Below are 16,386 nucleotides of genomic sequence, written 5' to 3'. Positions count from 1 at the left end.
GCGAAAAAGGAGACCACAGGCGCATGGTTCCGAGAGTTGCTGTTGTAGAAGACGAGGAAGCGCTGAGCGTTCTGCTGCGCTACAATCTCGAGGCCGAAGGCTTCGAGGTCGACACCATCCTCAGAGGCGATGAGGCCGAGCTGCGTCTCCAGGAGCGCATCCCCGATCTTCTGATCCTCGACTGGATGCTCCCCGGCGTGTCCGGCATCGAGCTCTGCCGCCGGCTGCGCATGCGGCCGGAGACGGAGCGCCTGCCGATCATCATGCTCACCGCCCGCGGCGAGGAAAGCGAGCGCGTGCGCGGCCTTTCCACCGGCGCGGACGATTACGTCGTCAAGCCGTTTTCGACGCCGGAGCTGATGGCTCGCGTCAAGGCGATGCTGCGGCGCGCCCGTCCGGAGGTTCTCTCCACGGTGCTGCGTTGCGGCGATATCGAGCTGGACCGCGAAACCCATCGCGTCCACCGCAAGAGCCGCGAAGTGCGGTTGGGGCCGACGGAATTCCGCCTGCTGGAATTCCTGATGTCCTCGCCGGGCCGCGTCTTCTCGCGCTCGCAGCTGCTGGACGGCGTATGGGGGCACGATATCTATGTCGACGAACGTACCGTCGACGTCCATGTCGGCCGCCTGCGCAAGGCGCTCAACTTCTCCAATATGCAGGATGTCATCCGCACCGTTCGCGGCGCGGGCTATTCCATGGAGGCCTGAGCGGCAAGGCCCGCTCAGGCATCGACATAGCGGCGGAAACAGAAAACGGGCCTCAAGGGCCCGTTTCTTTTGTCTCGGCGATGATAGATCTCAGCCGCGTGGTTGAGCCGGCCGACGCCGTTCGTGCACGGGCTGGTAGGCCAGGCGCTGATGATAGCCGCAATAGGGCGATGCATCCGGGCTCTCGTTGCCGCAGAAGTGGAAATCGTCCTTCAGCGGATCGCCGACCGGCCACTTGCAGGTGCGCTCCGTCAGCTCCGTCAGGCCGAGGCGACGGGAGATCGGGACGACGACGTTGGAAGCCGGGCGATATTGGATTTCATTGACCGTATCGACGTCGATCTCTTCCTTCAGCATGGTCGCGCCCTGCTGCCGGGCGACCACCGTGCGCGTCGCAACGCGCGAGCCGAAGCTGGCAGGGCGAGGTGCCGTGGCGTTGCGTTTCGGCGTGCGGGCAGCGGTCGCCGTGCCGCCAGCCTTCGCTCGGCCGGGGAGGTTCAGGCGGTGCACCTTGCCGATGACGGCATTACGGCTTACGCCACCAAGCTGCGCCGCGATCTGGCTGGCGCTCAAACCTTCGGACCATAGCTTTTTCAGCTTCTCGACGCGTTCGTCTGTCCAATTCATGCCCTGTCTCCGCTGCCGCGTTTCCGATGGCAGAATCCCTCACCATTGCCTCGCATGGGAACGAGACGCGAAACGCTCTAAAATTGTGGTGACTAGTTCCGCCGCATGCAGTCTAGCAATTGGTTTTTAACCTAGTGTGAGGCTGACTCCGTGACAAGAGTCGCGGGAATCTTGTGGAATCGATTTCGAGGTTTTCCCCAACTTGCTGTCCGGGCGTGGCATTTCTGCAATAGGCGCTGCAGAACCCATCTCTTTTGCCCGGCAGCGCTTTCTCGCACCTGCTAAACCGCCAGTTTTGTTGACATCGCGGTGCAAAACATCAATAGTGCGCAAGCCGCCGCAAGGCGGCATTTTTGATTTTTTCGGGTCCGTTTCATCAAACGGAAGCGATTGGTCCTTAAAGTTGTGATCGAGGAGAAATGGCCATGGCAGAGACCGCGCCGCTTTATGATACCTACATGCGTGCTCCGCTGCGGTTCGAGCGAGGCGAGGGCGTCTGGCTGGTGACCGAAAATGGCGAACGCTATCTCGATTTCGCGGCCGGCGTGGCGGTCAATTCGCTCGGTCATGCGCACCCCCATCTCGTCGCGGAATTGAAGGCGCAGGCCGACAAGGTCTGGCATCTCTCCAACCTCTATGAAGTGCCCGGCCAGGAGAAGCTGTCGAAGCGCCTGACGGAAGCCACGTTCGCCGACAAGGTGTTCTTCACCAACTCCGGCGCCGAGGCGCTGGAATGCGCCATCAAGACGGCGCGGCGCTATCATTTCGCCAAGGGGCATCCCGAAAAGTTCCATATCATCACCTTCGAGGGCGCCTTCCACGGCCGTACCATCGCGACGGTCGCCGCCGGTGGCCAGGAAAAATACATCGAAGGCTTCGGCCCGAAGGCTCCGGGCTTCGATCCGGTGCCCTTCGGCGACCTTGACGCCGTGCGCGCGGCCATCACCGATGCTACGGCCGCGATCCTGGTCGAGCCGGTGCAGGGCGAGGGCGGCATCCGCCCGGCGACGAACGAATTCATGCGCGGTCTCCGCCAGATCTGCGACGAGCACGGCCTGCTGCTGGTTCTCGACGAAGTCCAGTCCGGCGTCGGCCGTACCGGCAAGCTCTTTGCCTATGAGTGGGCCGGTATCAAGCCGGATATCATGGCCGTCGCCAAGGGTATCGGCGGTGGTTTCCCGCTCGGCGCCTGCCTTGCGACGGCGGAAGCCGCCTCGGGCATGAAGGCCGGCACGCACGGATCGACCTATGGCGGCAATCCGCTTGCCATGGCGGTCGGCAATGCGGTGCTCGATATCGTGCTGGCCGACGGCTTCCTTGAGCACGTGCGCGATGTCGCCTTGATCTTCCGCCAGGGCCTTGCCTCGCTCAAGGATCGCTTCCCGGATATCATCGAGGATATTCGCGGCGAAGGTCTCATGCTCGGCATCAAGGCCGCCATCCCGCAGGCGGACCTGCTGCAGGCGATCCGCGCCGAACATCTGCTTGGCGTTCCGGCCGGTGACAACGTCATTCGTCTGCTTCCGCCGCTGATCGTGACCGCCGAGGAGGCACGCGAAGGCCTCGCTCGCATCGAGCGCGCAGCAGAGCGCGCGCGCGCCGTTCGCGTCAAGAAATCGGCTTGAACTCAGCGCCCGCTGTTGGGGCGTTCTTGCCCCACGCGGGCGTTATTGTTTTTTCTGGAGTACAGGTAAGGACATGGCTTCTCCGAAACACTTTCTCGACCTCTCGGCCGTTGCGGCCGCTGAGCTGCGCAACATCATCGATGATGCGATCGTGCGAAAGAAGGCATTGAAGGCTGGCACGGCCGACAAGCCGCTTGCCGGCAAGATGCTGGCGATGATCTTCGAGAAGCCTTCCACCCGAACGCGCGTATCGTTCGATGTCGGCATGCGCCAGCTGGGCGGCGAGACGCTCTTCCTCTCCGGCACCGAAATGCAGCTCGGCCGCGCCGAGACGATCGGCGATACCGCGAAGGTCCTGTCGCGTTATGTCGATGCGATCATGATCCGCACGACGGATCACTCGCGCCTGCTGGAGCTGGCGGAACATGCGACCGTTCCGGTTATCAACGCGCTGACCGACGACACACATCCCTGCCAGATCATGGCTGACATCATGACCTTCGAGGAGCATCGCGGTCCGATCAAGGGCAAGTCCATCGCCTGGACGGGCGATGGCAACAACGTGCTGCATTCACTGATCGAAGGCGCTGCGCGTTTCGGCTATCGCATGAATATGGCGGTGCCTCTTGGTTCCGAGCCGAAGGATCACTATCTGAACTGGGCCCGCAATGAGGGCGCCGAAATCATGCTCACGCATGATGCAGACCGTGCGGTTGCCGGCGTCGATTGCGTGGTAACCGATACCTGGGTTTCCATGAATCAGGAACACCGGGCACGCGGTCACAACGTCTTCCAGCCCTATCAGGTCAACCAGGCTTTGATGGCACAGGCCGGCAAAGACGCGTTGTTCATGCATTGCCTGCCCGCCCATCGCGGGGAGGAAGTGACGGACGAAGTGATCGACGGTCCGCAATCCGTTGTTTTCGATGAGGCGGAAAACCGCCTTCATGCGCAAAAGTCGATTCTTGCTTGGTGCCTGGGCGCAATCTGAGGATATGAAGCCGTGTCTGAGGGCGCGGGCGCAGTAGGAGTAAAGCAATGGCCGAAAATGCCGCATCGCTGGGTCAATTCGATTTTGCCGGTGACGATCACGTCGTCCCCTTCCAGGTGGAAGGTTTGGACGTGCGCGGCCGTGCCGTGCAGCTCGGTCCGCTGCTGGACGCCATTCTTGCCCGGCATGACTATCCGACCCCGGTCGCGCGCCTCCTGGCCGAGGCCATCGTCCTGACGGTGCTTCTCGGGACGTCGTTGAAGTTCGAAGGCAAATTCACCGTGCAGACCAAGAGCGACGGTCCCGTCGATCTTCTGGTTGCCGATTTCTCGACGCCGGAAAATGTTCGCGCCTATGCTCGCTTCGACGAAGCGGCACTGACGAAGGCGGTGGCCGAAGGCCGCACCGAGCCGGAGCAACTGCTGGGCAAGGGCGTTCTCGCCTTCACCATCGACCAGGGTCGCTTCACGCAGCCCTATCAGGGCATTGTCGCTCTCGACGGCGCTTCGCTCGAGGAGATTGCCGGCACCTATTTCCGCCAGTCGGAACAGATCCCGACGCGCGTGCGCCTGGGTGCCGCCGAACTCTTCGACCGCGACGAGGAAGGCAAGCCGCGTCATCGCTGGCGGGCGGGCGGCCTGATTGCCCAGTTCCTGCCGGAGGCTCCCGAGCGCATGCGCCAGCCGGACCTGCATGGCGGCGACGGCGATACCGGCGTGCGTCATCATGTCGAGGACGATGCCTGGTCGGAAGCGCGCAGTCTGGTGGAAACCATCGATGCCGACGAGCTCACGGATCCGCAGGTCGGCACCGAGCGCCTTCTCTATCGCCTCTTTCACGAGCGCGGCGTGCGCGTCTACGAGCCGAAGGCCGTCTATGATCGCTGTTCGTGCTCGCGGGACAAGCTGAAGGGCGTCTTGAAGGGCTTTAGCGCCGAGGAGATCGAGGCCAGCCAGGACAATGGCGAAGTCGCCGTGACCTGCGAATTCTGCTCGACGACCTATCGCTTCGAAGTGTCCGAGATAGAAGCGGCCTGATGCCGCTTCCGAGCATTTCAGAGAAAAGTACGCAGCGGTTTTCCGTCCGGAGTGCATAAGAATGCAGGAAAATTGGGGGTTGCGCTTTTCGAGGAAAAGCGGGAACCGCCTAGTTCAGCGTGCGCAGCAGGTTCGGCGTATCCAGTGAGAAGGCGGGGATCTTGACATGGAAAAGCTCCCCGTCGTCCGTTTCCATCTGGTAGTGGCCGAACATCATTCCTGACGGCGTATCCAGAGGGCAGCCGGAAGAATATTCGTAGGTATCGCCGGGCTTCAGGTGCGGTTGTTCGCCGACGACACCGGGGCCCGTCACTTCATCCACGATGCCGTTCATGTCGGTGATGTGCCAGTAGCGCGTCACCAGCTTGACGGCTTCCTTGGAATGGTTGGAGATGACGATGCGATATCCCCAGACATAGCGATCGTCGTCCGGATCGGATTGCTCCTCCAGATAAAACGGTTCGACGACGACTTCAATGTCGCGTGTTAGGGCGCGATACATGCCTGATACCTTGCCACTGCCCTGAAACGTCGAGCGCTTCTTCAAGCCTCACCGCCGCTCCAGCATTTCCAAGTCTGCGGCATATTATCCGCTTTCCACCACTCCCGCAAAGTGCAGGATATCTAGCGGTATCCTATAACCGATCCATTCCGTCAAGGAACGGCGTGATGAAATCTCGCTCCTGGAGAGCGGAGCGTTATGAGTTTCAGCTATTACGGTTGATGAAAAAGGTTAGCATCTTGCTCTCAAAGTATCTCGTTCCGTTTGTCATTTAGTCTCGTCTACCACAATTCCCGGTACTGTCCGGCATGACGGGCAGATACGCTTGCTGCAATTGCAGGTTCACTTAAGTTCTATGTCAGGTCTTGCGACCTGCAGTCGAAACCTCTGAATCCTACAATACCTGATCTCATCTCATGTTCCGCCGGGAAATGCCGGCCAGAGATTTTCTGGCAAGGGAATTTCGGCTATCATCTGATTCTGGCATGGCCCGTGCCTCCCCCCTCCATTCGGGAAAGTATATTTCATGCGGGGCCGTCGATATCCAAACCGACTGTTTGAGCGCCGGGCATAAGGAGGGGTTGCGGTCATTGCTCGCAAATAGGAGGTTTATATGAGGCTTTCTGCCCCTGTATATCATTTGAAACGCAAGGCGAGGCTGTTGTCCCGCCAGCAGAAGATCCCCCTGCATGCCGCGCTGGATCGCATCGCGGCCGGCGAGGGTTTCGAAGGCTGGAGCTTGCTTGCGTCCAAAACGAATGCCGCTGTTTCCATCGGCGATCTGTATTCGCGGCTTGGCCCGGGTGATCTCGTGCTGATCGGCGCCCGGCCCGGCCATGGTAAAACGCTCATGAGCCTGAGGCTTGTCGTCGAAGCCATGAGGACCGGCAATCGTGGCGTCTTTTTCACGTTGGAGGACACGGAAAAGGTCGTTCAGGACCGCTTCCGGGTGATCGGCGCCGACTATGCCGAGTTTGCCGCATTGTTCGAATTCGACAGCTCCGACGCCATCAGCGCCGACTATATCGTCGAGAAGCTGGCCGCCGCGCCGCGCGGCACGCTGGCGGTGGTCGACTATCTGCAGCTGCTCGATCAGAAGCGGGAAAAGCCTGATGTGATGACCCAGGTTCAGGCGTTGAAGGCATTCGCGCGCGCGAAAGGCGTGATCGTCGTGTTTCTCTCGCAGATCGATCGTTCATACGATCCGACGCTGAAACCGTTGCCAGATCTTGAAGACGTCCGCCTGCCAAATCCTCTGGACCTGACGCTGTTCGACAAGATGTTCTTCCTGAACAACGGCCTGGTTCAGTTCAAGGCCGCCGGCTGACGGGCCACGATATCCTGCGACATTGCCCGATATGGGCAGATCGAGCCGCCCGGAGAAAAATCCGGGCGGCTCGAGCAATATCAGGCGGAAACCTGCGCCAGGGCGCGGGCGAAATCCTCGACCAGGTCTTCGCTGTCCTCGATACCGGCAGAGAAGCGCACGGTGCCCGGCGAAATGCCGAGCTCGGCACGGGCCTCGTCGGTGAGGTTTTTGTGCGTCGTGGTGGCCGGATGGGTAATCAGGCTCTTGCTGTCGCCGAGATTGTTGGAAATCTTCACGATTTCCAATGCGTTCTGCAGCTTGAAGGCTGCTTCCTTGCCGCCCTTCAGTTCGAAGGCGACGAGAGTGGAGCCGCCGCTCATCTGCTTTGCGATGATATCGGCCTGCGGATGATCCTTGCGGCCGGGATAGATCACGCGGGCGACCTTGCTGCCCTGCTCGGCGAGGAAATCGGCCACCTTGGCGGCGTTCACCGTCTGCTGCGCTACGCGAAGGGGCAGCGTCTCGATGCCCTTCAACAGCGTCCATGCGGTGAAAGGCGACATGGCCGGGCCGGTGTGGCGGAAATAGTCCTGCAGCTGCTCGTCGATCCACTGCTTGTCGGAAAGGATGACGCCGCCGAGCGAACGGCCCTGGCCGTCGATATGCTTGGTGGCGGAGTAGACGACGATATGGGCGCCGAGTTCCAGCGGCTTCTGGAAGAGCGGCGTGGCGAAGACGTTGTCGACCACCACCTTGGCGCCGATCTGGTTGGCGAGCTTGGCGACAGCGGTGATATCGACCACTTCCAGCGTCGGATTGGTCGGGCTTTCGAGGAAGAAGAGCTTGGTGTTCGGGCGAACAGCCTTTTCCCAGTTCTCCACGAAACGCCCGTCGACGAGCGTGCATTCGATGCCGTATCTCGGCGCGAGCGTCTCGACGACCCAGCGGCAGGAGCCGAAGAGGGCACGGGCTGCGACGATGTGGTCGCCGGCCTTCAGCTGGCAGAGGATGGCGGCGGAGACCGCGGCCATGCCGGAAGCGGTGGCGCGGGCATCTTCGGCGCCTTCCAGAGCGCACATGCGCTTTTCGAACATGTCGTTGGTCGGGCTGCCGTAACGGGCATAGATGAAACCGTCTGTCTCGCCCTTGAAGCGGGCTTCCGCCGCTTCCGAGGTATCATAGACGAAACCCTGGGTCAGATAGATTGCTTCGGACGTTTCGCCGAATTGCGAACGGAGCGTTCCGCCGTGAACGAGTTGGGTTGCGGGGCGCCAAGTCTTGCTCATGCCATCACCACTTTCAAAACAAAAAAACCGGCCGCAATTGCAGACCGGTTTCAACCCGGTCTTTTTAGCCACTTGTTTAACGTGGCTGCAAGCCGACCGGCCAAATCACCACGGGATAAGTTGCAATACTGCCGTTGACGGCTTGCGTCAATTCCCCGAGTTTGGTTTTGTCTGCGACAAATTACTGCCCGTGCGTCCGTCAGGATGCGCAAAGGTCGCAGTGGCATATTAAATCGGCGCATAACCCGGCTAGTTGGCTCTCGACTTGCCGGGTTATGCGCTGGGGATGAGGCATGATGGCTCGCAATACTGGAATTTTGGCCGATCGCGCCATCGCAGCGCTCTTTGACGCCGGGCGGCTGACGAGCGAGAAAGAGCTGGATGTCGATCAGATCCAGCCGGCAAGTCTTGATCTGAGGCTTGGCTCGCATGCCTTCCGCGTTCGCGCCAGCTTCATGCCGGGCCCATCCCACCTCGTTGCCGACAAGCTGGACCGGCTGAAGCTGCATGTGGTCGATCTCTCCGAAGGCGCGGTGCTGGAAACCGGCTGCGTCTACATCGTGCCGCTGATGGAGCGGCTGGACCTGCCGGCGGACATGTCGGCATCGGCCAATCCGAAGAGCTCGACGGGCCGTCTCGATATCTTCACCCGCGTCATCACCGACCGGGCCCAGGAGTTCGACAAGATTCCGGCCGGCTATTCCGGCCCGCTCTATCTCGAAATCAGCCCGCGTACCTTTCCGATCGTCGTGCGTCGCGGCTCGCGTCTGTCGCAGATCCGCTTCCGCGTCGGCCAGGCCCTGCTCACCGAGCCGGAATTGCTGGCGCTGCATGAAAGCGAGACGCTGGTCGCCAGTAAGAAGCCTAATATCACCGGCGGTGGCATCGCGCTGTCGATCGACCTTGCCGGCGACAAGGAAGGGCTGATCGGCTATCGTGGCAAGCATCACACGGCCGTCGTCGATGTCGACAAGAAGGCTCAGCACGATATCTTCGATTTCTGGGAGCCACTCTACAGCCGCGGCCGTACCGAGCTGATCCTCGATCCCGACGAATTCTACATCCTCGTGTCGCGCGAGGCGGTGCATGTGCCGCCGCATTTTGCCGCCGAAATGACGCCGTTCGATCCGCTGGTCGGCGAATTTCGCGTCCACTATGCTGGCTTCTTCGACCCCGGCTTCGGCCACGCGCCGGCCGGCGGCCGCGGCAGCCGCGCCGTGCTGGAGGTGCGCAGCCATGAAGTGCCCTTCATCCTTGAGGACAGCCAGATCGTCGGCCGCCTGATCTACGAACACATGCTGGAACAGCCGAGCAGCCTCTACGGCTCCGGCCTCGGTTCGAACTATCAGGCGCAGGGCCTGAAACTCTCGAAGCACTTCCGGCTTTGAACCGGCCCGGCCTTGACACAGGCCGTCAACTGTTGGACATCTCTGCGTGTCAGGCGGGTGTAGCTCAATGGTAGAGCAGCAGCTTCCCAAGCTGAATACGAGGGTTCGATTCCCTTCACCCGCTCCAGAATTTTCAAGTCAGAAATAGTCTTTTCGATTTCAGCGTCTCCATCAACGCCTCGCCGAAGGTTGCAATCGGGCGGGCCAGGCGTCCGGCCGGCGGGCGATGTACGAGCCAGTTGACGACTTTCGGGCTGAAATCCGGGGCCTCGATGATTTCGACGGCGTTGCGCCAGCGGTTGTCGGCCAGCGCCGCCGGCGTCAGGACGCCGATCCCGAGGCCGCGCGCAACCAGCGACATGCGCAGGTCGGCGCTCATGGCCTCCACCCCGACGTCGAAGGGCAGGCGTTCGGCTTCGAAGCGGTGTTGAATGAAGGCGCGGAAGCCGCAGCCGCTCTGGTTCATGATCCATGGGAAGCGGGAAAGCTCCTCGAGCCGAGGTTCCTTGGGAACGCCGAGCGACGGCGAGGCGACGAGGATGACGTTGTGGACTCCGAGCACATCGCCGACGACATTGTCCGGCGGCTGCACGCCCTCCGCCAGGCACACCGTCGCCGCATCGAGCTGGCTATGAGAGACCTGCTCGATAAGCTGTGGCGACCAGCTGGTGACGATGCGTAGCGTCAATTGCGGAAACTGGCTGCGCAGCTCATCGAGCGGCGCCGACAAGGCCGCCTCGGAAAGATAAGGCATGATGCCGAGACGGAATTCGCCGCCGATCATGCCGCCGGGCGAGACGCCGGCCTTCAGGTCATCGAGCGAGCGCAGGACACGGCGTCCGTGCTCGTAGGCCTCGCGTCCCGCCGCTGTCGGCTTCAGCGGCTTCGACTGCCTGTCGAGCAGGGCGATGCCGAGACTGTCTTCCAGGTTCTGTACGCGCCGTGTGATGCCCGGCTGCGTCAGATTGATGCGCGCGGCGGCAGCCACGATCGATCCGGTTTCCACCACGGCGACGAAAGCTTCCAGATCATGAATGTTCATGCCAAACTCGCATAATCATTATTATTTCATTTCAGTTGCCGCATTATGCAACAAGGCGATAAACATGGCTACCTTTATTATCAAAAATTATTGGAGAGCGCATGTCCCAGGTCCCCGAATGTTTGGCGAGCGAGCCGGAGGACGATGTGTCCACGGCGACAGCCGCTCCCTCGACGCTATTATTTGCCGTTGCCACCGGCGTAATCGTCATGAATCTCTTCGCACCGCAGACGCTGGTCGGCATCATCGGTCCATCGCTCGGCTTTTCTGAAAGCGGTGCGGGCCTGGTGGCCATGTCGTCCTTGCTCGGCTATGCGGCAGGCCTCTTTTTCCTCGTGCCGCTGGCGGATCTGCTGGAAAATCGCAAGCTGGTGCTGCGCATGCTCCTGTCGGCTTTGGCGATGGCGATCGCCGCCGCCCTGGCGCCGACCGGCTGGAGCCTGCTGATCTTCCTCTTCCTACTGGGTGCGGCCTGTTCGGCGATCCAGATCCTTGTGCCGATCGCTGCAGCCACGGCCCCGCCGGAACATCGTGGCCGGGTCATTGGCAACGTCATGAGCGGCTTGATGGTCGGCATCCTCGTGTCGCGCCCGCTGGCAAGCCTCTTCGCCGGTCTCTGGGGCTGGCGGAGCTTTTATGCTGTCAGCGCCGCCACGCTTGTGCTCCTGGCGGCCGCGCTGGCCATGCGCCTGCCTGAAAGGCGCCCGATGGTCAGCACGAGCTATGGAGCCTTGATTGGCTCGCTCTTTCAGTTGCTGCGCGAAGAGCCCGTGCTGCGGCTGCGCGCCTTTACCGCCGCCCTGATGATGGCGAGCTTCAGCCTCTTCTGGACCTCCGTCGCCCTGCGGCTGTCGCAGTCGCCGTTCTCGCTCGGCCAATCCGGTATCGCGCTGTTTGCGCTGGTGGGTGCCGGCGGCGCTGCCGCGACGTCTGTCTTCGGCCGCATGGGCGACCGGGGCTGGACGCGGATGGCGACACTAGTCTCGCATCTGATCGTGCTTGCCTCCATGGCCCTGGCCGCCTGGGCTGGCTCAATACGGTCCGGTGACTCTCTCACCCTCCTGGTCCTTCTGGGTGCCAGCGCCGTGATGCTCGATGTCGGCATCACCGGCGACCAGACCCTCGGACGTCGGGCCGTCAACCTGCTGAAACCGGAAGCGCGAGGCCGTATCAACGGTCTCTTTGTCGGCATCTTTTTCCTCGGCGGCGCGCTTGGCTCGGCGCTGGCCGGGATCGCCTGGGATTTTGGCGGCTGGACTGCCGTCTGCGCGGCTGCCGCGGGCTTCGGTGTGATAGCGTTGATCACGGACCTTGCCGCACGTAGGTGAACCACGCCGGGGGCGGGCCATAATGTGGCCCCTTTCCGCAAGCGATGTCTCTGCTCATTCAGGTGGGCGCCAGACAAGCATGGCAAAACGGGCGCCCACGATAGGAGCGTCCGGATGCGCGGTATTGCGTCATTGTATAGGTTGAGAGCGATCTTCGTGCGCGGCGTGCTCGCGATCGGCAGGGGCACCAGAATTCCCTTGGGAACGAAGATCATCTGGAGGCGCGGCAGCATCCATATCGGCGAAAGGGTACATTTCCGCCAGGGCGTCGTCCTCGATGCGCAAAAGGGCAGCATATCCATCGGCGATCATGTATCGTTCAACGAATATACAATTCTCCTGGGGCGGGGCGGCATATCCATCGGCAACGATGTGCGGATCGCCGCGCATGCGATGATCGTCTCCTTCGATCATAATTTTGATGATGTTTCACAGTTGATCCGCCTTCAGGGCGTGACGCCGAAGCCCGTCGTCATCGAAGACGATGTCTGGATCGGCGCGGGAGCAAAGATCCTCGGCGGGTCCCATGTCGCCAAGGGATGCGTCATCGGCGCGAACGCCGTCGTCAAGGGAAAGACCGAGCCCTACGGCATCTATGTCGGCGCGCCGGCAAGGTTGCTGAAGCGGCGTGGAGAAACGAACGACGCCAGATCGGGAAAAGTCGAGGTATTCGCCCTCCCAAAAAAATAGGCCGGTCGATCGCCGCAAGCGTCCCGGGATCGGCATTTCACATTGAAATAGGCCGCGGGCAGCTTTCTTGCCCGCGGCGTTTGCGTTGCCGGTTTCAAAATTCCGTCCAGTCTGCATCCTTGCTCGCGGATGCAGACGCCTGCGTGCCGCCGAAAGCGCTCATCAGCTTCTGGCCGAGCGCGCGGGCCGGAGAAGGGGCCGCCCGCACCTTGGCATCATCCACCGCCCGGATGCGCGGTGCCGCGGCCGGCCGCGACGCGGGCCGCGCGATGGGTCGCGGAGTGGCACTGGCGACGGGAGCCGCGGACACGCGGACAGCCTCGCCGCCGCTGGTGCGGAACTGGGCGAGCAGGTTTGCCAGGGAAGCCGCCTCCGTTGCCAGGCCATGGCTTGCGGCCGTGCTTTCCTCGACCATGGCGGCGTTCTGCTGCGTGCCGTGATCCATCGTGTTGACGGCGGTGTTGATCTCCTGCAGGCCTGCCGACTGCTCGCGCGAGGCCTCGGCGATCGCGTGCACATGCCGGTTGATTTCCTGCACGCCCGAAACGATGGCATCGAGCGCCTTGCCGGTTTCTCCGACGAGGCTGACGCCGGTGCGCACATGCGTTTCCGAAGTGGCGATCAGCGTCTTGATCTCCTTGGCCGCATTGGCGGAGCGCTGTGCGAGCTCGCGCACTTCCTGGGCGACGACGGCAAAGCCCTTGCCGGCGTCGCCTGCGCGGGCGGCCTCGACACCCGCGTTCAGCGCCAGAAGATTGGTCTGGAAGGCAATGTCGTCGATGACGCTGATGATGTTGTTGATCTCGCCCGAGGACTTTTCGATCTGCTGCATGGCGTCGATCGCGTTGCGGACGATCTCGCCGGACCGCTCCGCTCCGCTGCGCGTATGGGTGACAAGCTGGCTTGCTTCCTGCGCGCGCTTGGCGGCATCCTTGACCGTGGTGGTGATCTGCTCGAGGGCGGCGGCGGTTTCCTCGACGGATGCGGCCTGCTGCTCGGTGCGTTTGGAGAGTTCGTCGGCGGCGCTGCGGATTTCGTCGGCACCCGAGCTGATGGCGCGGGCATTGGAGCCGACGGCTTGCATTGTTTCGTTGAGCTTGTTCAGCGAGTTGTTGAAGTCCTGCCGCAACTGGTCGAGGTGCTCGACGAACTGGGTGTCTATGCGTGTGACGAGATCGCCTTCCGCAAGGCGTCTCAATCCGTCGCCGACCGCCTGGACGGCCTGCTGCAGATCTGCCGCCTCGGCAGCCTGTCTCGCATCGCGCTGCGCACGCTCGCTGTCGCTGAGCGTGCGGTCCGCTTCCGCCTGTGCCTCGAGACGCGTCCGTTCGACCGCATTGTCCCGGAAGACGGCGACGGCGGCCGCCATCTGGCCGATCTCGTCCCGGCGTTCGCGGCCTTCGATTTCGCCTGCCGTATCGCCGTTCGCAAGCGTCGTCATGCGGCGATGCAACCGCATCAGCGGCGCCGCGATGCTCTTCTGCGCGACATACATGCCGAGGATGATGGCGAGCAGCGTCAGGGCCGCAAGGGTGACGAGCGTGTAGTTCACGGAACTGTTGAGATCGGCCGACAGAGCATCGGCGCCGTCGTTCATCCTGTTCGTCAGAGCATCGTCATTGGCCTGCATGTTCGCGATCAGCGTCTGCAGCCTGGTGTTGACCAAGGCCATGGTCGCCCTGGCGCCTTCGGCATCGCCGCTCTTGCGCTGGTCGAGGGTCTTGTTCGTCAGTGTCTGCAATTCGTCGAGGCCGACAAGGATCTCGTCGACCGACTGTTTGGCGGCGGGAACGAGATTCTCGGCGTGGGTCAGCCTTTCCTTGGCCTCGGCGAAATAGTTGCTGCCGGCCGCGGCCGCCTTGTATGCATCGCTTGCCGGGTCGAAGTTCAGCATCAGGCTTGCCTGCAGCACCGAAGCGAGCGAGGCCGCGCTCGCACGCGCGGCTTCCGACGCCGCGACGGCTTCATTGTCGAGGAAGGCGCTGTAAGACCGATCCGCCTTGCGAAACTCGCCGGCGATCTGCAGCATGCCGACGAAGGAAATAATGCCGAGAAAAAGGATCACGGCAAGCATTTTGGTTTTGATTTTCAGATTCCTGAACATGGCGGTCCGCCTGCGAGTGCCGTGCCCTATCCAGGATGAATTCAATGGCCCGCTCGCCTGATATGGGCAGCGAGGGCACATTGCCTGGTATGCACGGGTGAAGTCGAATTTACGAAATACCTTGCGGAAAAGGTTCAGACGACCTGCATCATGCGATCCGCCTTCCAGCCGACGTCGTCGATGCCATGAGTACAATCAACAGAGCTTAATCGACTGCTAACATCCGCGTCTCCGAAGGCCGAATTCCCATGGAATTTGACGATCTTTCAAAGCCGCGCAACCGCCCGATGCGCGCGGTATCCGCCACTCATCCTGCGGACGCGCTGACGACCATTCCGGGGCGCGATATTCCCCCTGCCGCATGACTCTGCTACATCGTGTCGGTGAATCAGGAATGTGCATCCACGACCGGAGGCCGGATCAAGACCATGCGTGTTTGCCTTTCGTCGCCGATCTTCCTCGCCCGGCTTCTGGCGCATGCGGCGCTGATCGTCGTGTCCTGCGCCTTGCCGCTCGCTGCCCAGGAGGTCAAGCCGCAGAACCTGCCGATCCTGTTCGATGCGCGCGAGCGCCTGCCGAAACTCGACCTGTCCTCGCTGGTCCGGTTGCGGTTCTTGACCTCGATCGATTTCCCACCCTTCAACTTCCTGGATCAGAACGGCAAGCTTGCGGGCTTCCATGTCGAGCTTGCGCGCAAGATCTGCGACGAACTGGCAATAGCGGACAAATGCCAGATCCAGGCATTGCCGTTCGGTGAGTTGCAGGGGGCGCTTGCGGCCTCGCAGGGCGATGCGGTGATTGCCGGGGTCGCGGTCACGCCCGAGCTGCGCAAGACCTTTGCCTTCTCGCGCCCGTTCCTGATGTTGCCGGCCCGCTTCGTGCGCAATCTCAAGGCATCGATCGGCGGCACGACTGCGGCCTCGTTGGCCGGCCACTCCGTCGGCGTCGTGAAGGGCACGGTGCACGAGACGATGCTGGCGTCCTTCTTCCCGGCGATCAAACCGACGCCGTTCGATGACAAGGACGCACTGCTGGCGGCCGTCAAGGATGGCAAGGTCGACGCGGCTTTCGCCGATGGCCTGCAGCTTTCCTTCTGGGTCTCGTCGCCGGCCGCGGAAAAGTGCTGCGCCCTGTTTGACGGTCCCTATCTGTCGCAGCAGTATCTTGGCGAGGGCATGACCATCATGCTGCGGCAGCAGGATGCCGAGCTGACGGCCGCAATCAACCATGCCCTCGCGACGCTTTCGCGCGACGGCAGGCTGCAGGAGATCTATCTGCGCTACTTCCCTTACGGGCTATATTGATCAGGCCTTGCGATAGCGGGCGATGGCGCTGCGCTCGATGGCCGCACAGGTCAGCTTGTCCAGGCCGAGACGGTCGCGAAGCAGGCTGAGCAGGCGCAGTTCCTCCGCCTTGACCGAAAGGTCGGCAGAGGCGACTTCCACGGCAAGCGCATAGGCGGTGTCGTAGAGCCGGGCCGGCAGGGTATCGCGCACGGTTTCGAGAACGATGTCGAGACCTTCGCTGCCCGACAGCAGCTTGGCACAGTCGCGCGAGACCGAAATCAGCTTCTCGTCATCGAAGCCCTTGAAGACCGGCAGGGCGTGGATGAGTTCTCCGATCCGGCTGAGTTCCCGGTCGTTCATCGTGCGGTCGACGGCCGAGGCCAGTACCATGACGTAGATCAGGGCCTCGTGAGCAGAAAGCGGCTTGTTCATGACAGGCGAAGTCCTTTGAGTTTGGCAGACTG

Annotated in this window: 15 protein-coding genes, 1 tRNA gene and 1 riboswitch; of the genes, 10 read left to right on the top strand and 6 right to left on the bottom strand. The window is 62.0% G+C overall.

What is annotated here, in order from left to right; all coding sequences use genetic code 11:
- Nucleotides 1-23 precede the first annotated feature (23 nt).
- Nucleotides 24-707: a phosphate regulon transcriptional regulator PhoB gene (gene phoB / locus GR212_RS02000; protein ID WP_004128368.1), complete on the top strand. Its 684-nt coding sequence runs from the start codon at nucleotides 24-26 to the stop codon at nucleotides 705-707.
- Nucleotides 708-797: 90 nt separating this feature from the next.
- Here phoB and GR212_RS01995 read toward each other — a convergent pair whose 3' ends face one another.
- Entirely contained in the window at nucleotides 798-1,334 is a 537-nt protein-coding gene (locus GR212_RS01995; RefSeq protein ID WP_163984776.1) for a GcrA family cell cycle regulator, read from the bottom strand.
- Between the two features lie 425 nt (nucleotides 1,335-1,759).
- Between GR212_RS01995 and GR212_RS01990 the strand changes: the two genes are divergently transcribed.
- From GR212_RS01990 to GR212_RS01980, 3 genes are all read left to right on the top strand, one after another.
- Nucleotides 1,760-2,959: an aspartate aminotransferase family protein gene (locus GR212_RS01990; protein ID WP_163984775.1), complete on the top strand. Its 1,200-nt coding sequence runs from the start codon at nucleotides 1,760-1,762 to the stop codon at nucleotides 2,957-2,959.
- Between the two features lie 73 nt (nucleotides 2,960-3,032).
- Nucleotides 3,033-3,950 carry an ornithine carbamoyltransferase gene (gene argF, locus GR212_RS01985; protein ID WP_163984774.1) on the top strand — a complete coding sequence of 306 codons (918 nt, stop codon included), beginning with the start codon at nucleotides 3,033-3,035 and terminating at the stop codon, nucleotides 3,948-3,950.
- A 47-nt stretch (nucleotides 3,951-3,997) separates the two neighbouring features.
- Nucleotides 3,998-4,987 carry an Hsp33 family molecular chaperone gene (locus GR212_RS01980; RefSeq protein ID WP_163984773.1) on the top strand — a complete coding sequence of 330 codons (990 nt, stop codon included), beginning with the start codon at nucleotides 3,998-4,000 and terminating at the stop codon, nucleotides 4,985-4,987.
- A 109-nt stretch (nucleotides 4,988-5,096) separates the two neighbouring features.
- Here the strand turns inward: GR212_RS01980 and apaG are convergent, their stop codons facing one another.
- A complete protein-coding gene (apaG, locus tag GR212_RS01975; RefSeq protein ID WP_163985159.1) occupies nucleotides 5,097-5,489 on the bottom strand; it encodes a Co2+/Mg2+ efflux protein ApaG in 393 nt (130 codons plus the stop codon).
- Between the two features lie 613 nt (nucleotides 5,490-6,102).
- Here apaG and GR212_RS01970 point away from each other — a divergent pair.
- On the top strand, nucleotides 6,103-6,816 hold the full coding sequence (locus GR212_RS01970; protein ID WP_163984772.1) for a DNA helicase: 714 nt from the start codon (nucleotides 6,103-6,105) through the stop codon (nucleotides 6,814-6,816).
- An 80-nt stretch (nucleotides 6,817-6,896) separates the two neighbouring features.
- Here GR212_RS01970 and GR212_RS01965 read toward each other — a convergent pair whose 3' ends face one another.
- Entirely contained in the window at nucleotides 6,897-8,084 is a 1,188-nt protein-coding gene (locus GR212_RS01965) for an O-succinylhomoserine sulfhydrylase (RefSeq protein WP_163984771.1), read from the bottom strand.
- A 43-nt stretch (nucleotides 8,085-8,127) separates the two neighbouring features.
- Nucleotides 8,128-8,206: riboswitch (SAM riboswitch) on the bottom strand.
- A 171-nt stretch (nucleotides 8,207-8,377) separates the two neighbouring features.
- Here GR212_RS01965 and GR212_RS01960 point away from each other — a divergent pair.
- Nucleotides 8,378-9,472: a 2'-deoxycytidine 5'-triphosphate deaminase gene (locus tag GR212_RS01960; RefSeq protein ID WP_163984770.1), complete on the top strand. Its 1,095-nt coding sequence runs from the start codon at nucleotides 8,378-8,380 to the stop codon at nucleotides 9,470-9,472.
- A 53-nt stretch (nucleotides 9,473-9,525) separates the two neighbouring features.
- Nucleotides 9,526-9,599: transfer RNA gene (locus tag GR212_RS01955), tRNA-Gly, on the top strand.
- Nucleotides 9,600-9,605: 6 nt separating this feature from the next.
- On the opposite strand, the gene GR212_RS01950 is transcribed toward GR212_RS01955, so the two are convergent.
- The gene (locus GR212_RS01950; protein WP_163984769.1) at nucleotides 9,606-10,514 is read right to left on the bottom strand and encodes a LysR family transcriptional regulator; all 909 of its coding nucleotides are present in this window, start codon (nucleotides 10,512-10,514) and stop codon (nucleotides 9,606-9,608) included.
- Nucleotides 10,515-10,615: 101 nt separating this feature from the next.
- Between GR212_RS01950 and GR212_RS01945 the strand changes: the two genes are divergently transcribed.
- Together GR212_RS01945 and GR212_RS01940 are read left to right on the top strand one after the other, a co-directional pair.
- Nucleotides 10,616-11,842: an MFS transporter gene (locus tag GR212_RS01945; RefSeq protein WP_163984768.1), complete on the top strand. Its 1,227-nt coding sequence runs from the start codon at nucleotides 10,616-10,618 to the stop codon at nucleotides 11,840-11,842.
- Between the two features lie 114 nt (nucleotides 11,843-11,956).
- A complete protein-coding gene (locus tag GR212_RS01940; RefSeq protein ID WP_163984767.1) occupies nucleotides 11,957-12,532 on the top strand; it encodes an acyltransferase in 576 nt (191 codons plus the stop codon).
- A gap of 94 nt (nucleotides 12,533-12,626) precedes the next feature.
- Here the strand turns inward: GR212_RS01940 and GR212_RS01935 are convergent, their stop codons facing one another.
- Nucleotides 12,627-14,636, bottom strand: a complete 2,010-nt coding sequence (locus tag GR212_RS01935) for a methyl-accepting chemotaxis protein (protein WP_163984766.1) — start codon at nucleotides 14,634-14,636, stop codon at nucleotides 12,627-12,629.
- A 428-nt stretch (nucleotides 14,637-15,064) separates the two neighbouring features.
- Here GR212_RS01935 and GR212_RS01930 point away from each other — a divergent pair, with 428 nt between their 5' ends.
- On the top strand, nucleotides 15,065-15,940 hold the full coding sequence (locus GR212_RS01930; RefSeq protein WP_163984765.1) for a transporter substrate-binding domain-containing protein: 876 nt from the start codon (nucleotides 15,065-15,067) through the stop codon (nucleotides 15,938-15,940).
- On the opposite strand, the gene GR212_RS01925 is transcribed toward GR212_RS01930, so the two are convergent.
- Nucleotides 15,941-16,354: a tellurite resistance TerB family protein gene (locus tag GR212_RS01925; RefSeq protein WP_163984764.1), complete on the bottom strand. Its 414-nt coding sequence runs from the start codon at nucleotides 16,352-16,354 to the stop codon at nucleotides 15,941-15,943.
- Between the last annotated feature and the right edge of the window lie 32 nt (nucleotides 16,355-16,386).

Source organism: Martinezella lusitana, assembly GCF_010668395.1.
Lineage (GTDB): Bacteria > Pseudomonadota > Alphaproteobacteria > Rhizobiales > Rhizobiaceae > Rhizobium > Rhizobium lusitanum_A.
Note: the sequence above shows the minus strand (reverse complement) of the source record. Positions and strands in the feature narration are given on the sequence as shown.

Bases quoted from the DNA above. Each gene is read 5' to 3' on its own strand.
- GR212_RS01980 (WP_163984773.1), top strand. From the start codon at position 3,998: ATGGCCGAAAATGCCGCATCGCTGGGTCAATTCGATTTTGCCGGTGAC.
- GR212_RS01945 (WP_163984768.1), top strand. From the start codon at position 10,616: ATGTCCCAGGTCCCCGAATGTTTGGCGAGCGAGCCGGAGGACGATGTG.
- GR212_RS01970 (WP_163984772.1), top strand. From the start codon at position 6,103: ATGAGGCTTTCTGCCCCTGTATATCATTTGAAACGCAAGGCGAGGCTG.
- GR212_RS01965 (WP_163984771.1), bottom strand. From the start codon at position 8,084: ATGAGCAAGACTTGGCGCCCCGCAACCCAACTCGTTCACGGCGGAACG.
- argF (WP_163984774.1), top strand. From the start codon at position 3,033: ATGGCTTCTCCGAAACACTTTCTCGACCTCTCGGCCGTTGCGGCCGCT.
- GR212_RS01990 (WP_163984775.1), top strand. From the start codon at position 1,760: ATGGCAGAGACCGCGCCGCTTTATGATACCTACATGCGTGCTCCGCTG.
- GR212_RS01960 (WP_163984770.1), top strand. From the start codon at position 8,378: ATGATGGCTCGCAATACTGGAATTTTGGCCGATCGCGCCATCGCAGCG.
- GR212_RS01940 (WP_163984767.1), top strand. From the start codon at position 11,957: ATGCGCGGTATTGCGTCATTGTATAGGTTGAGAGCGATCTTCGTGCGC.
- GR212_RS01925 (WP_163984764.1), bottom strand. From the start codon at position 16,354: ATGAACAAGCCGCTTTCTGCTCACGAGGCCCTGATCTACGTCATGGTA.
- GR212_RS01950 (WP_163984769.1), bottom strand. From the start codon at position 10,514: ATGAACATTCATGATCTGGAAGCTTTCGTCGCCGTGGTGGAAACCGGA.
- GR212_RS01930 (WP_163984765.1), top strand. From the start codon at position 15,065: ATGCGTGTTTGCCTTTCGTCGCCGATCTTCCTCGCCCGGCTTCTGGCG.
- GR212_RS01995 (WP_163984776.1), bottom strand. From the start codon at position 1,334: ATGAATTGGACAGACGAACGCGTCGAGAAGCTGAAAAAGCTATGGTCC.
- GR212_RS01935 (WP_163984766.1), bottom strand. From the start codon at position 14,636: ATGTTCAGGAATCTGAAAATCAAAACCAAAATGCTTGCCGTGATCCTT.
- apaG (WP_163985159.1), bottom strand. From the start codon at position 5,489: ATGTATCGCGCCCTAACACGCGACATTGAAGTCGTCGTCGAACCGTTT.
- phoB (WP_004128368.1), top strand. From the start codon at position 24: ATGGTTCCGAGAGTTGCTGTTGTAGAAGACGAGGAAGCGCTGAGCGTT.